Origin of the sequence: Rubritalea tangerina (assembly GCF_042683245.1) — a bacterium.
GTDB classification, from domain to species: Bacteria; Verrucomicrobiota; Verrucomicrobiia; order Verrucomicrobiales; family Akkermansiaceae; genus Rubritalea; species Rubritalea tangerina.
In genome coordinates, this window is record NZ_JBHUJB010000033.1 from 61704 (window position 1) to 77146 (window position 15443).

At 51.9% G+C, this 15443-nt stretch carries 7 protein-coding genes; 3 read left to right on the top strand and 4 right to left on the bottom strand.

The genetic code is table 11. The features are described 5' to 3' along the window. Positions 1-374 precede the first annotated feature (374 nt). Genes ACFSW8_RS07695 through ACFSW8_RS07705 form a run of 3 tightly spaced genes read right to left on the bottom strand, consistent with a single transcriptional unit; the run spans position 375 to position 3188 of the window. A complete protein-coding gene (locus ACFSW8_RS07695) occupies positions 375-977 on the bottom strand; it encodes a PIN domain-containing protein (RefSeq protein ID WP_377088220.1) in 603 nt (200 codons plus the stop codon). Further along, on the bottom strand, positions 974-1831 hold the full coding sequence (locus ACFSW8_RS07700; RefSeq protein WP_377088221.1) for a M23 family metallopeptidase: 858 nt from the start codon (positions 1829-1831) through the stop codon (positions 974-976). Before ACFSW8_RS07700 ends, ACFSW8_RS07695 begins: the two co-directional genes overlap by 4 nt. 49 nt (positions 1832-1880) lie before the next feature. Beyond that, the gene (locus ACFSW8_RS07705; protein ID WP_377088223.1) at positions 1881-3188 is read right to left on the bottom strand and encodes an OmpA family protein; all 1308 of its coding nucleotides are present in this window, start codon (positions 3186-3188) and stop codon (positions 1881-1883) included. Between the two features lie 105 nt (positions 3189-3293). On the opposite strand from ACFSW8_RS07705, the gene ACFSW8_RS07710 reads away from it, so the two are divergent. Together ACFSW8_RS07710 and ACFSW8_RS07715 are read left to right on the top strand one after the other, a co-directional pair. Next, a complete protein-coding gene (locus ACFSW8_RS07710; RefSeq protein ID WP_377088225.1) occupies positions 3294-3755 on the top strand; it encodes a tRNA (cytidine(34)-2'-O)-methyltransferase in 462 nt (153 codons plus the stop codon). Positions 3756-3798: 43 nt separating this feature from the next. Next, positions 3799-4662: a uracil-DNA glycosylase gene (locus ACFSW8_RS07715; RefSeq protein ID WP_377177883.1), complete on the top strand. Its 864-nt coding sequence runs from the start codon at positions 3799-3801 to the stop codon at positions 4660-4662. An 8-nt stretch (positions 4663-4670) separates the two neighbouring features. On the opposite strand, the gene ACFSW8_RS07720 is transcribed toward ACFSW8_RS07715, so the two are convergent. After that, positions 4671-5771, bottom strand: a complete 1101-nt coding sequence (locus tag ACFSW8_RS07720; protein ID WP_377088228.1) for a substrate-binding domain-containing protein — start codon at positions 5769-5771, stop codon at positions 4671-4673. A gap of 228 nt (positions 5772-5999) precedes the next feature. Between ACFSW8_RS07720 and ACFSW8_RS07725 the strand changes: the two genes are divergently transcribed. After that, complete coding sequence (locus ACFSW8_RS07725) at positions 6000-15140, top strand: cadherin domain-containing protein (RefSeq protein ID WP_377088230.1); 9141 nt, start codon at positions 6000-6002, stop codon at positions 15138-15140. Positions 15141-15443: the final 303 nt, after the last annotated feature.

Genomic DNA, 15443 nt, shown 5'->3' on the forward strand with positions numbered 1-15443 from the left:
GGGCGCAGCGCAGCATGACAGAAACAAAGCCGCGATCACTGGCAGATGGTGTAAGTATGTGTTCAAATGTTTGGACTCAATATTAACGGCAAACTAGAGAGTTAATATGTGGGAGGGTAAGGCGAGATGGGATGACCTATCAAACTGAAAAATCCTGTAAGTACCAGCACAAGGAATATGATTAATCTTCGAGTTTTGAGCAGTCTGTAGAATAGGAGTTGAGTGGGTGTTTATTGATCCTCAATATTAGGAATGTTAGATGGGCGACGGGACTTTATGATCAGCACGATCGCGACAACAAGGGCGACAGGTAGAAGCAGAATGCCAAGGAGCATTATGACGATTATGATTTCAGAGCCTTGCATTTGGAGGCACTATTGTGGGTTGTTGAGGTGGTATGAGATTTTACCATCATTTTCAACGAGCACCTTTTTGTTGATGAGTTTGGTGATGATAGATTGGGTTTCTTTACTGGTAAGATGAGGGGTGAAGAGGCTTCTGATAGTATTTTCGAGGGTGCTTAGTTTGCGTGGCCGGGAGTTACCTTTCTTTTTGAGGTTCTCGATTACGAGGTCGACCTTTTCTTGGATTTCTTTTTGGACGGTAATTTTGAGTGGGTGGATGGATTGGATGGCCTCGTGGCGTGCGACTTTGATTCCTTGTTTTCGGAGGTGTTCGATGAGGGTATCGAAGCCTTTATCTTTGGAGATGATATGAAAATAGGCGTCTGGTTCTGAGGTGTATGTTTTACCGAGGTAAAAGGTGAGTATGAAATCCAGGGCATTGGGGCCAGCGACGTCGAGTGGGATGTAGACGACGTCTTCACCGAGTGGCTGGAGGTTAGCGACTAGCTCTGCGGACACGCTCTTTTGGCCTTTGCCGATGAAAATAAAGACCTTGAAGTTATGTTCTTTAATGGCAGCAACACCAGATGGTTGCACATTTTCGTAATCAATGAAGACGTAGTTAGTTTTCATTTGTTAGGGGAGCTGCGTTCTAGGAACTCTTGGAATTTGAGGGCGGACTCAGCATCCATTTCTGGGATGGGGAGTTTTTTGTGGAGGTCTTGTTGGAGGATCTGGAGGGTGCTGGGGTTGAGGGCATCATCGGGGGCATTGCGCAGTGAGTCGATGGTTTGTTCTGGGGGGAGTCGATCGAAGGGGTGGCTGGCGTATCCTGTCTGAGGGGAGAAGCCATCGGTGTGGCGCATTTCGAGGTGGAGGTGAGCGAGGTAGCGGCCTCCAGCATTGCCGACGGTGCCAATTTCTTGAGATCTGGCGATGTGGCTTTTAGTGGCGACGTGGATTTCATGGAGGTGGGCGTACATGCTGTGGAGGATGCGGCCGTCATTGAGGCGGTGGGCGAGAATGATTGTTTTCCCCCAGCCGGGTGAGGGGGTGCCAGCGTAGACGACGAGACCATTGGCGATAGCGAACACGGGGTCACCGAGGTCACTATTCTGGCCGCCGATGCCATTGATATCGTCGCCGGTATGTTGACCTCCACGAGTAGCGTTAGGAGCCATGAAGGATTGTGCATTGTAGGTCAGGGCTGCGTGTTCGCTGCCCATGGGTGGGTCGAAGCGAGGTGCAGTAGGGATGAGGGCTGCCTCGAAGGGAGAGTGGAGGTGCATGCGTGGGTCGAATTGTTGCACCAGCTCCGGTTGGTCGAGTTTGAGTGGGATGCCATAGGGGGCGTCTGCTTTTTGCCAAGTATCGAGGCTTTGTACTGGGAGCTCTGGGACATGCCGGGTAGTCATGACCAGATAGCCCACGTAGAAGAAGAGCCCGAAGAGGAGGGCGGGGACGAGACGTGAGAGAACCAGGGGCATCGTGTTGTTGGTTTAGGCGAGGCGGTTTTGGACCCAGTGAGTGAGTGGCTTAGAAGTCGAGGTAGATTTCCGTGCGGCGGTTTGCTCTGCGGCCGTCTGGGTTATCGGAGCCATCTGCTTGGGTGTTAGGGAGGCGTGGATGTTGGGATCCGTGTGCTTCGGTAACGACTTGTTCTGGGCGGACGCCATTTTTTGAGAAGTAGTCTTTGACTGCTTGAGCGCGGCTTCTGGAGAGTTGTTCGTTATAGTTGGCGCTGCCTTTTGCGTCTGTGTGGCCGGAGATGGTAATGGTCTTGTTAGGGTCGACCTTCAACAGGCTGGTGACGATATTGAGTTGTTTTTGGGTACGCGGGGTGAGGCCATCTGAGTCAAATTCGAAGTAGATGACGAGGGTGTCGCCCCCTTGGGGGTTTTTGAGAAGTGGGGTGTAGTGGACGTCGCCGCCGGAGACACGTTTGGCATAGTCGCCGAGGAGTTGGTCGAGGTTAATTTCGTAGATTGTCCAGGAGTCGCCGGCTTTATCACGTTGGGTGATGATGGAGAATTGGGCTGCCTTTTCGCCATCGTTGGAGATGACATTGGCGTAGAATCCTGCGGCGGTTTCTCTGAGGAAGAGTGCGCGGAGCGGTTTTTCTTTATCGATTTGGTAGGCGGCTTCTTCGAAGATGATACAGAGGCCGGCGAGTTTGGCATCTGTGATGTTGGAGGGATCGACCATTGCTTTGGCGCTTTGGAAGTCCTGAGTGAGGAGTTTGGAGAGGAAGGTATGGGTGTAGTTGAGGGCGTCGGTTTGGAGGTCTGGGAGTTCGGGTGTTTGGCCATTGGCTTTGGCCATTTTATCGGGGATAGTGACTTTATTGACTTTCCATTTGCCGGCGGTGTCACGGATGACATCGAGGACGATTGGGGCGTGGTTTTTGAGATTGATAGCCCAGCGAGCGTGTTGGTTGGTTTTGAGGTCGCCAATTTTTTCGAAGGGATTTTCTGGGTCGATGGTGATGCCATCTTGTTCGATGAGTTCACGTAGGAGGGTGTGTTGTTCCGGGGTGAGGTTTTGTTTGCCGATGAGTTGGATGATTTTTTCTGTGTCATTGGCATCCTTGGCATTTTGCATGATCGCGACGATGCGTTTCATGTAGTCCTCTGGGTTGCTAAAATCGAGGGTCATCCCCATATCTTTGGCGATTTCTTCTGGGCTTTGGTCGACGAGTGGGTTGGGGTCTGGGAAGCTAGGAGTGTTGTGCTCGACGGCGGGTGAAGAAGCATTTTTAGGGGGCGTGGGGGTGGTGGCTTCTTCTTTTTCGGAGCAAGAAAGAAGGGTGAGGCAAAGGAAAGGAATGGAAAGGTGTGGTTTCACGTCCTCTATGGTAGGGGAAAGCGGTCAAATGTCACAGCTCTTTTCTTTTTGCAGGTGCTGAAAAGAGCGGCTTGCACAGAGGGGGGCATCTGCGTATCGAGGGGCATGTTCAACATCGTTATGGTGCATCCAGAGATTCCGCACAACACAGGGGCTGCGGGGCGCTTGGCATTGGCGACGGGTGCACGGCTGCATCTCGTGAAGCCCTTGGGCTTTGATATTGATGAGAAGACGGTGCGTCGTGCGGGGTTGGATTACTGGAAGGATGTAGATATCATGGAATGGGAGAGCTGGGAGGCATTTATTGCTTCTGTGGAGGATTGTTCGCGGATGTTCTTACTGACGACAAAGGCGAGTCAGCACCATTGGGACGTGCAGTTTCAGAAAGGGGACTATTTACTTTTTGGGCGAGAGACTCGTGGTCTGGATGAAGCCTTGATTGAGAAGTATCAGGATACGGCGGTGAAGATTCCCATGGTTGAGGGATCGACACGGAGCTTGAACCTTGCGACGGCGGTGGCGATTGTGCTGTACGAAGGGATGCGTCAGGTGAGTGTGGAGTCCTGATCTTCGTCTTGACGGATGGATTGGGAGTGGTGAGTCTATGGGCATGTCAGCCCTCGCCGAGCCACTGATTGATTACCTGCAGCAACTGGAGCGGCAGGGGCAAACGCATGTGCATTTAGATGATCGTGCTCGCTTGGTATTGCGCGCCTTTTTTCAGCGCGCAAGGGGGCAGGAGCCTGCGGCGGCACGACCGGTGGAGACTGAGAGCAAGGTGGCAGTGAAGGAGGCTGTGCGTCTATCTGAAGTACAAGCTCCCGTGGTGGAAGCCCAGAAGGTCGTCGCTGCTCCTGTAGGAACTTCATTGGAGAGCTTACAACAGCAAATCAGCGTGGATGCCCAGTTAAAGTCGCTGGGAACGCTGCGTGAGAAACTTGTTTTCTCTGAGGGTGGGGTGGATGCTGATATTATGTTAGTAGGTGAGGCTCCTAGTTATCATGATGAGTCCAAAGGAGCTCCGTTTTCTGGACCTGCTGGCAAGAAAATGGAGGCGATTCTCAAGGCAATGGGGGTAGAGCGACATGAAGTCTACATGACTAATGTGGTCAAATTCCGTCCCGCGCAAGCGAACCAGACAACCAACACGCGCAAGCCCAATGCTGATGAAATCAACGCCTCAATGCGCTATTTGATGGCGGAGGTTGAGATGGTGAAGCCCAAGGTGATCATTGTGTTAGGAGCAATCGCGGCAAAGGCTCTGTTAGGTCCTGATGTGCCAGTCAAAGACATGTTAGGTGGTTTTCATAAAGTCGCAGGTGTGCCAGTGCGAGCGACCTATCACCCAAGTTATTTGATGCACCAAGAGGTGACTGAGGAGAAGCGTAAGGTATGGCAGGACATGCTGGCAGTGATGGAGCTGCTGGGGATGCCGATTAGTGAGAAGCAACGGGGCTACTTTAAGAAGAAGTAGAGGGGGGCTCAGCGAGGTTTGACGTTGCGGATTGTTTTGAGGCTGGCTCCTGGCGTGAAGTCAAGCGGGTGGTGGATGACTTTCTGAGTCGTTGTCGGGTAATTTTCGACATAGTTGGCCACCGACTTGATCATTTTTTGGACGGGGATGCTGAAGTGAGTGGGGATAGGGTTGAACCAATCGACATTTCTACTGGAGAGCGAGAGGATGACTGAGAGGTCGTCGGGGATACGGATGCCTCTGAGCATGCAGTAGGAATAGACGGTGATGAGTTGGCGTTCTTCTGTGACGATCAGCAAGCTTGGTGGCGTTACTTTGAAGATACTATCGAGCACTTGCTTGAGTGGCTCGGGGTCATCGACGGCAATTTTGGGGAAGTGGTAATTGGGTAGGAAGGGCATGCCAAAGCTTTGGAGGGCATCTGAGACGGTATTTTTGACCGTCTTTTCGTATTCCTTGGAGGGAGTAGGGCAGAGGATGCTGAAGCTTTGGTGGCCTTTGCTAAGAGCCAGGTGGATGGCATCTTTCATGAGCCCAGTGATGCTAACAGAGACGGTGGGAGGTGGTGGTTCTGGGAGGGCTCCCCCCAAGCAGATGACGCGGAGGTTCTTGTCCATGCACCACTGAATGACGGGCTGCGGGGCTGCGCAGAGTAGCCAGCGGCTGTGCTTGTATCGGGCAGCGAGTTGTTCAAAGACGGGGCCCGGCTTCGCATTTTTAAATTCTTCTGAGGCTTGAGAGAAGACGTCCCAATTTTTTTGGCGGAACAACTGGGCGATGCCGCTGAGGATGTTGCTGGTAGCGGCGTCATGGCCGTGAAGTTCGTAGGAGCCAAGGATCAGCAGCGATTCACGTTTAGGGAGTGCCTTCTTCTTGTTAGGTTTATAGGATTTTGAAATGCGTCGTGCGCGTGTGCCTTCTGGGGCATCGATGACATTGCGTCTGGTGAGGATATCGAGTGCGGTGGTGAGGGTGCGCTGGCTGACAGAGAATTGCTCGCAAAGTTTTCGGGATCCCGGAAGTTTTTCTTGCCAGACACCCTCGGCGATGGCCTCTTCGATGGCATCGGCGGTGAGTCTGGAAAGGCTTGTTCTGGTAGGGATCTTCATGGTTTTTAGGGATCGTGTAGCTAGGGATATCTGTACCCTTTAGGTTTACAGTTGTAAAGTTTGCAGCAGGTTGACGTGCAGGGCAAGAACGTTATGAGGGTAGCCTCTATTCTCAGGTCTAGAGCCTATGCAACTTAGTAACCCAAAATAAGTTGTTAGCCTAACGGTGTAGGATTCAGCTCTGAGTGTAGAGGACACAATACACTATAACCTCACTACACAACTAATATGAAAATAACCCAATCTATGCGTGGGGTGACGCGCATAGAGCAGGCCCGCGCCGCCCAGACACGGCGTATTGGGTCCTGCTCACTTCTGTTTGCTGCCATTTGTGGCAGTGCATCCGCAGTGGAAATCGATGTGCCATCGGTAGCTGTGACAACGGTCAACCAGGCAGAATCGTTTTCTGCTACTGAGCAGAATGTGATTGCTCTTACTGGGTCTCTCAATGGGGGAGACTCAGTGACAGTCACAGCTAGTTCAGGGACGTTTAGTCTTTCTGCGACGACGGGGCTCACATTTACGGTGGGCGATGGAACCAGTGACAGCACGATGACCTTCACGGGGAGTTTGGCTGACGTTAATGCTGCATTGTTAGGCTCCTCATTTACCCCAGCGAATGGAGTAGCGGGAACGGCAAGTTTGAGCATTTCGGTTTCTGGCACGCAGAGTGCGAGTAGTTCCTTATCGATAGCAGTGAATGCGACAATGGACGCAGAGGCTGCTAGAGATACGATATTGACGGGAGTGACGAGTTTAGCAGACCCGACCCAGCCTGGGTACATGGTGGTGTATGGCGACAATGCGTACAGCATCACAAACTACCCAGGTGGAAACATTGATGATCCGATGGTTGCTGCGGCAACGTGGGGAGCGGGCAAGGTTTTGGCAATGCCCGACCACCAATGGCTTAACATGGGCAATTATGGCAGCGATGCGAGCACGGGAACATTTTACAAGAACAGTCTGACATGGCTCACAGGCTCGAACAACTTGGGGAACAAAATAGTTGTTTATAACAACCAAGCGACAGCGGATTGGTTGGCAGCAGAAGGTTACACCAATGTGGTGCATACAAATGCGAGCAATCTAGCAAGCGATTTGGTTGGTGCGGATGCATTGGTAGCTGGATGGATTGGCACAAGTATCAACGCGTCGATGAGCACGACAATTCGTGACTATGTGACGGGTGGAGGTGCTATGTTTATCAGTGAGTATGGTCCTGGCTACAGTTGGTGGTGGGGCAAATCAACTGAGGACGTGCCTGCAAATATTTTGTTGAGAGAGGCTGGGATTGGTTTCTTGCAAAACTACCCGCATGGGGGAGTGCAGAACATCAATCGGGCGTCTACTCAGATGACCGCCGAGGAGGTCCTTGCGATCATTCAAGACCCGGTGGCGTATACAGAAACGGAGAAGAATCTAGCAGCTTCGATCTTTGATAAACTCAATGCGGTTCTCAAGGAGAACGACCCCTTGCAGAAGCGTTTTGATGAGGTATTTTGGTCTAAGATAGCGACGATCAACCCGACACCAGCAAGTCCAGTATCTGACTCGTTAGAGAAAGCCTTATTGAATAGGGAGGGGCAAATTTTACGTGATTTGCCAGTGGCGCAAATGACTGCGCACCGCACGGCCTTGCCAGTGGGAGCGAGTGCCGCTCGAGTTAACAAGACATTTTCAGTGCCGGCGACAGTGGCTGGACATGATTATTGGGTGATTGATACGGGGATGTATGCAGCTCCTGGTGAGATCATCAACATCACAGTGCCAGCGGCGATGGTTGGCAATGGAACGAAGGTGCAAGTAGGGCACTTGCGCACAGACACCGGAGACACAAATTACTACACCATGCCATACCAGCAGGTGTTTTTTGATGTGGATGCAACGAGCATCCAAGTTGCTAGTCCGCATGGTGGTTTGATTATGTTTGTGGCCCCCTCTGGTACTGAGTGGACTGGGGCGCAAAGCACACAGATCAATGGTGCGATAGAAGCTCCTTACTTCGAGTATGGTGTGACGACAAATGCTGAGTGGGTTGCGGGCATTCGTGACCGTGAAACACCCTTTGGAGTTTTGGTTTCAGACACAGCAGTGTTAGTGATTGAGTCAGAGCAATATCTTCGCACGCTTGATAACCCAGATGGAGTGATGGAAATCCACCGCAATAGCATTTGGTGGCTCGATGACTTTTATAATTATCACCGTGGTCGGCCCTTGCGTACGCACCACGACTATCAGCCAGTAGGGGGAGCCTCATCCATGCCATTGTCCTATGGTATTGGGTCTGACATCACCAACTATGAGAATTTGGTCGTGCATAATGAAGCGCTGACTTTGCACGAACACGGTCACCACGCTGACCATGGCAATTTGATTTTCAGTGAGTTTGGCGAGACCACACCTAACATGGGTGGTAAGTACGCACAGCAAATGTACATGCCATTCTCTTGGAAGCAAGAATTGGCCGTGGGGCGTATCAACAACTACCAACGCTCGCTGACGGACAATCTATGGAACCATTACAGCCACTATGCCGTGGACGTAAAAGGGACTTTTGTGGATTCACTCGGTGAGGTCTTTGGTTGGAATAACATTCGTACTATCGTACATTTAATCAGTGGTGATAGCTCGATTTCTTCGGACCAGGATAAGAAAGATGCATGGTTGATTCACACATCACAGACGGTTGGTTACGATGTGAGTGACTTTCTTGAAGCTTGGCAAATCACTTTCAGTGCTGAGGCGCTGACAACGGTGGGGAGTTTGCCAAAGTGGAACATGGTTGAGACGGTAAGTGATGACCTGGTGGTCAAAGAAAATACGCCTATCACATTCCACAACCCAATGCATAACGATTTCAGTTATGATGGTACATTGACCTTTGGTGGGATCACAAGTCCAGCCAATGGTGCTATTGTTGATAATGGAGATGGGACTTTTACCTACACACCTAACAACGGATTTACTGGTGATGATAATGTCCAGTATACAGTGAATAATGGCACCGGTAATAACTTCACGAAAGAGATAAAGATTTCAGTGAATGCAGCGGCGAGTCACCCAGTGTTAGAGTCTGGAGACACCCACGCCAGCACCACTGGATGGACGACTGTGACGCTCGACCAGAGCTTTAGCTCAATGGTGGTAGTTGCTCAGCCAATTCTACCTGACGGTGTAGCGCCAGTCGTGACACGCATCCGCAATGCTTCAGGGAATTCTTTTGAAGTCATGTTGCAGCGCGTTGACGGTCAGTCAGGCGATATCAACAACCTGAAGGTACGCTATCTTGCGGTTGAAGAGGGAGTGTATAACGTGGCGGATCACGGGATCAAAATGGAGGCTGTGAAGTATAGCTCTACAGTGACTGACACCGCTGGTAGTTTCGTGGGTGAAACCCGTACGATGGCCCATAATTCATTCGACCATTACTTCATCCCAACCGTGTATGGTCAGGTGATGAGTTATAATGACTCTAACTGGTCGGCATTTTGGTATAAACAAAATGCGGACAAACTACAGCTAGGCAAGCATGTGGGTGAGGATAGCAATACGACGCGTGCGAATGAGACAGTGGCATATATCATCATGGAAGCAGGCAGTTTCCAAGTAGGTGATTATTTGGTGCAAACGGGTGGTCTCGGCTACGACGGCTACAATGGCTTTAGTGGTCTGAGCAGTGGCACAGCGTCACACGACTTCACTCGTTTCCCGAGCATCACCTCAGGTCTTGTAGCTGCAGACATCTCAGTTCCTTGGGGTGGCAGTAACCCAGGTGATGAAGGATTCTGGGTAGTTCAGAAACCAGCGGGAGTTGGCAATCGTATTGCGGCGACTATCATTGAAGATCAAATCGGTGATGCTGAGCAAGATGCGGGCAATAAAGGTGGCTCTTACCTGTTAGTTTCCTACACTGGAGATAAGCCAGTAACAGGGGACGATACAGCAGTAGCGTTAGAGGGCTTCAGCACCTTGATTGATGTGTTGGGCAATGATGACTCAGGTGCATCTTTGAGCATCTCTGGATTTACTCAGCCAGCGAATGGCACAGTGGTAGCGAATGGTGATGGGACATTGACTTACACACCGAATGCTAACTACACGGGGCCGGACTTCTTCACATACACGACATCGAATGGTTCAGGAACGGATACAGCTGTGGTAAGCATTGACGTTCAAGCGAGTGCGGTGAGCCAGCCAGGCTTGTTGCGTGAGAAGTGGACGAGCATTGGTGGCGGCAATATCTCAGACCTTACTGGGAATGCAAATTACCCAGATAGCCCCAATTCGAGTTCTATCATCAATAGCTTTGAGGCGCCTACTGGAGATGGAGACAGCTATGGCCAGCGCGTTCGTGGTTTGTTAGTTCCACCAACATCTGGTGACTATACGTTCTGGATCGCTTCAGATGACGACGGAGATTTCTACCTTAGTACGGACCATAGTGCAGTGAATGCGAGCCGCGTTGCTTATGTTGACGGTTGGACTGGCGAAAAGTCATGGACTCAGAAGAGTTCACAGACTTCAGCTGTGATCAGCCTTGAGGCAGGAAAAGCGTATTATGTGGAAGCAATTCACAAGGAAGGTGGTGGTGGTGATCACCTTGCTGTTGCTTGGCAAGGGCCTGGCATCACTCAGGCTGTGATTGCGAATCAATACCTTCACACACTGGGTAACAATGGCCCGAGTGTGGCAAATGCTATTGCGGATGTGCAGGTCAACGAAAATGCAGCAGACACAGTGATAGACCTAAGTGCTGTCTTTGCGGACATCGATCCTGGTGATGCACTCACACTTGCAGTGGCAGGTAATACAAATGACAGCCTTGTAAGCGCGACTCTGAATGGCACTCAATTGACTTTGAGTTATGCTGCTGGACAGTCGGGCACTGCGAGTATTTCAGTACGGGCTACTGACAGACTCAATACGGTCGTCGTCGACAGTTTCCAAGTAGAAGTGGTCGCCAACAACATGGCACCAAGTCTTGCGGATGCGACGTTCTCAGTTGCTGAAGATGCAGCAGTCGCTGCCGCTGTAGGGACTGTAGTGGGATCAGATCCAGATGCTGGTGATAGTCTCAGCTATAGCATTCTATCAGGTAATACGGGTGGGGCTTTTGCTATCAATAGCAGTACCGGTGCTCTTACTGTTGCTACTTCATTGAACTACGAAGCAGTGGCTAGCTACACCCTGACTGTGCAAGTGCAGGATGCTGGAGGTCTCACAGACACGGCAACAGTGACAGTCAATGTCACAGACGTGGATGAAAGTGGCCTCAATGGAGTTGCCGCCTGGGAAGAAGCTGTCAATGCGGGCACCGCATTTGCCCACAAACGCACTCAGGGGCTCGCAGGCAACGCGACCGCGAGTGTCGACATGTCTGTGCTTTCCGGTTCAGCCACATACGAGTTTGTGGTCGAAGCCGAGGACCTTGGCCAAGCTGCTTTGCATTTGCTTGACGCCTCCGGTTGGAGCCTGCGTTTCGAGCAATGGAACAACTCAGGTAACTTGGGGGTCACTCGCTACGGCGTCGCTGACTACCAACTCAGTGCCGAAGCTGGCGCATCGATTGCCTCACCCTACGGTAACTTGCACCACGTGGTTTATGCGGTCGATAGTACTAACACGCTCACCAGCGTGTACGTCAATGGCAGCTTAGTGGGCACGGTCGCCCAAGTGCCACTCATCAACGCAGCGAATGCCACCTTAGGGGATAGCAACATGCGCAGTGACTCGAGCACAGGTATCCATGCCTTTGCCGCTTACAATGCAGTGCTTGGTGCCAGCGAGATTGGCGACCACTACAATGCATGGGTAGGCAACCTAGCTCCAACAGCTTCGGATGCCAACTTCAGCATTGCTGAAGATGCGTCTAATGGCAGTGCTGTAGGCACAGTGGTAGCGAATGATCCAAACCCTAACACCAACTTGAGCTACGCGATCACCGCCGGCAATACAGGAGGGGCTTTTGCGATTCATCCAAGCACCGGAGCCATTACTACGGCAGCCGGACTCGATTATGAGTCAGTGAGCCAATACGTGCTGACTGTCACCGTCAGCGATGACGCGGCACCCAGCTTGAATGATACGGCAAGCATCACCATTGATGTGAGTAATATCAACGAAGCTCCAAGTCTCGCAAACAGCAACGCCGCAGTTGCTGAAAATGGTAGCGCCGGTGTGGCAGTGGCCACCGTTTCAGGCTCCGACCCTGACACAGGAGATAGCCTGAGCTATGCGATCACGGCAGGCAACACAGGCAATGCCTTTAGCATTGATGCTAACACAGGAGCCGTCACGACAAGCGGTGGACTCGATACAGAAAGCGTGAGCCAGTACGTGCTGAGCATTTCCGTGACTGACGCGGGTGGACTCTCAGATACTGCGACTCTGACAGTGGATGTCACCAACGTGAACGAAGCGCCAGTAGCCAATGACACCAGTGGCTCAGTGGATGAAAACCAAGCAGGAGGTGTCCTCGTCGCCACAGTGGCAGCGAGCGATGTCGATGCCGGTGATAGTCTCAGCTACGCCATCACTGCAGGGAATGTTGGAAACCTCTTTAGTATTGATACTAACGGCCAAGTGACCACGACTGCAGGACTCGATTATGAATCCGCGACTTCTTACTCACTCACGGTGAGTGTGACGGATGCGGGTGGCCTCAGCGACACGGCCACAGTGAGCGTGAATGTCAACGACCTCAATGAGGCACCAAGTGCCAACGATGCAGTAGCCAGTCTAGCAGAGGGCACAGGCCTTGGTACCCTTGTAACGAGTGTCAGTGCAAGCGATCCAGATGCAGGCAATAGCTTGAGCTACGCGATCACTGCAGGCAATGCAGGTGGAGCCTTTGCTATCAACAGCAGCAATGGTGAGATTACCACTAGCGGAAGCTTGGATTACGAAACACAAAGCCAGTACGTGCTTACAGTCAGCGCCACCGATGGTGGAGGACTCAGTGATAGCGCGACAGTGACTGTGGATATCACCAATGTGAATGAACAACCGGTAGCCAACGACGGCACCTACGGGATTGCCGAGAATGCCGCAGCTGACACAGTGTTAGGCACCGTGGTAGCAAGTGATCCAGATGCTGGAGACACGCTTAGCTATGCCATTAGCGCAGGGGATCCGGATGGATTATTTGCGATTGATAGTGCCAGTGGGGCCATCAGCCTAGTGGGTGCGTTAGATTACGAGACGACAGCATCATACAACCTCACAGTGAGTGTGACGGATGCTGGAGCGCTTGCAGACACAGCGAACTACACACTCAATGTGACCGATAGCTCAGAAGCAGCCCTCGCACACTGGAAGTTTGATGAAACCAGCGGCAGTGTGGCAGCCGACGCCTCAGGCAATGGTCATGATGGTAGCGTAAGTGGTGCTGCATGGGTCAGCGGTCAGTCCGCCAATGCCTTGTCCTTTGACGGGGTGGATGACAGCGTGGCGATGGGTACAGGACCATCACTCCAAGGGAAGGTGCCATTTACCCTTTCAGCATGGATTAAGGTTCCTAACGGCAGCTCAGCCACGCAGCAGATTATTCAGCAGCGTGATCCAGGTGGCTACAATGGCGAGTACATGTTCCGGGTGGACTCCAATGGAGCCGTCCGCTTCACCCTCTACCGCAATGGTTACCAGTTCGACTTCGCTACCACTGATGTGGTCAACGATGGTCAATGGCACCACGTGGCCGCGGTACGCGCAGGAAACAAGGCTTTGATCTACATCGACGGTGTAGAGAAGGCTAGTGCGACAGGTGCAGCCCGTGATCTGATCGATACGATTGGCGTCTACGTTGGTGTGGATGGTCGCGATAGCAACAAGTACTTCGCGGGTGAAATGGATGATGTGCGTGTGCATGCCATCGCTCTGAGTGCCGCTGAAATTGGCACTGTGATGAATGACCTCAATGCACCACCGGTGGCTAATGACACGAGTGGAAGTGTGGCAGAAGATGCTACGCTTGGTACTACTGTAGCGACAGTGAGTGCGAGCGATCCCGATGCTGGCGATAGCCTCAGCTACGCAATCACAGCGGGCAATACTGGTGGCGCCTTCGCGATCGATAACAGTGGTGTGATCACTACTGCCACAGCCCTCGATTACGAAACCACTAACAGCTACACACTCACAGTGACGGTCACCGACAATGGTGGGCTCAGCGACACGGCAAGTGTGGCAGTAAGTGTCACCGATGTACTTGAAGTCACTGCAGCTGTGGTGGCAACAGGCAGTGCATCGAACCTAGCAATGACAAGTGCTGACCTCGGCTACAGTATCACTGACGAAGGTGGAGAAGCTCCAAGTGTGACTCTCTACTACGGTGAGACTGATGGCGGCACGACACCCGCAAGCTGGAGCAACAGCGTGGTTCTTGGAACGAAGAATGTCGGAGCGCATGTGGAAAGCGTCACGGGTCTGAGTGAAGGCACGAGCTACTACTACACGATTGCTGCGACAAACACAGCAGGGACAGTGTGGGGCAGCAGCGCGAGCTTCACGACCGTGGCGGACACTTCACCGAAGATGGTGCGCACGACGGTGAGTGGCGTCTCTAGCAGCAGCTGGACGAGTGTGGATCTCGGCAAGAACTACAACTCGGCAGTGATCGTGGCGACACCGATCTACGCGAATGCCGCACAAGTGCCGGTGGTGACCCGTATCCGCAACGTGAGTGGCAGCAGCTTCGAAGTGAAGCTTGATAGAGCAGATGGACTGACAGCTGCCGTGAGCTGTGATGTTTCCGTGATCGCTGTGGAAGAAGGGGTTTATACCCTTGCAAGCGACGGCGTGCAGATGGAAGCAGTGAAGTTCACCTCTATGGTGACTGCTGCGAAGTCTAGCTGGTTGGCAGAGGCTCGTAGTTACACTAACAGCTACACCACACCGGTGGTGCTAGGTCAGGTGATGAGTGCGAACGATGCGAACTGGTCCGTGTTCTGGAGCATGGGCAATACCCGCACGGCACCCGCTGATGCGTCTAATCTGAACATTGGTAAGCACGTTGCTGAGGACAGCAACAAGGTGCGAGCTGATGAGACGATTGGTTACATCGTGATCGAAGCCGGTACCGGCAGCATCAATGGTGTGGCCTACAGTGCAGGATTAGGAGCGGATTCGATCCAGAATACCAGCAACAACGCAGCAGGGTATAGCTACAACATCAGCGGCCTGACATCTGCAAGTTCAGGAGCGCTGAGCTCGGCAGCGATGGACGGCAACGATGGTGGCTGGCCGGTGTTCTTTGAGAACGACGCGTTGAGTGCGAGTGCGATCAAGTTGATCATTGAAGAAGATGACATCGGAGACAGCGAGAGCTCGCACACCAGTGAGCAGGTCAACTATCTGATCTTCGAATAGGAAAGATCGTACGAGAATGAAATCAGAGGCTCTACAGTGTGATGCTGTGGAGCCTCTTTCTTTTGTGAATGGATCAATTCTTTCTTACATCTGAGAAGTAAAGTGTGGATGTGTGAAGATAGTGTTTGTTGTGAATATGTTAGATATTGTTAGGTTGTTCCTGTGGTTTTGAAAAATGTGAATTTGATCCACGATTCTAAGTGAAAAAGGAAGCTATGATGAAAGAAGAACAGCCAGTCTAGAATGGCACGGACTTAAGCGGTTTTTCGTGTAGCCCCTCTATGCGGGATTTCTCTAAAGGTT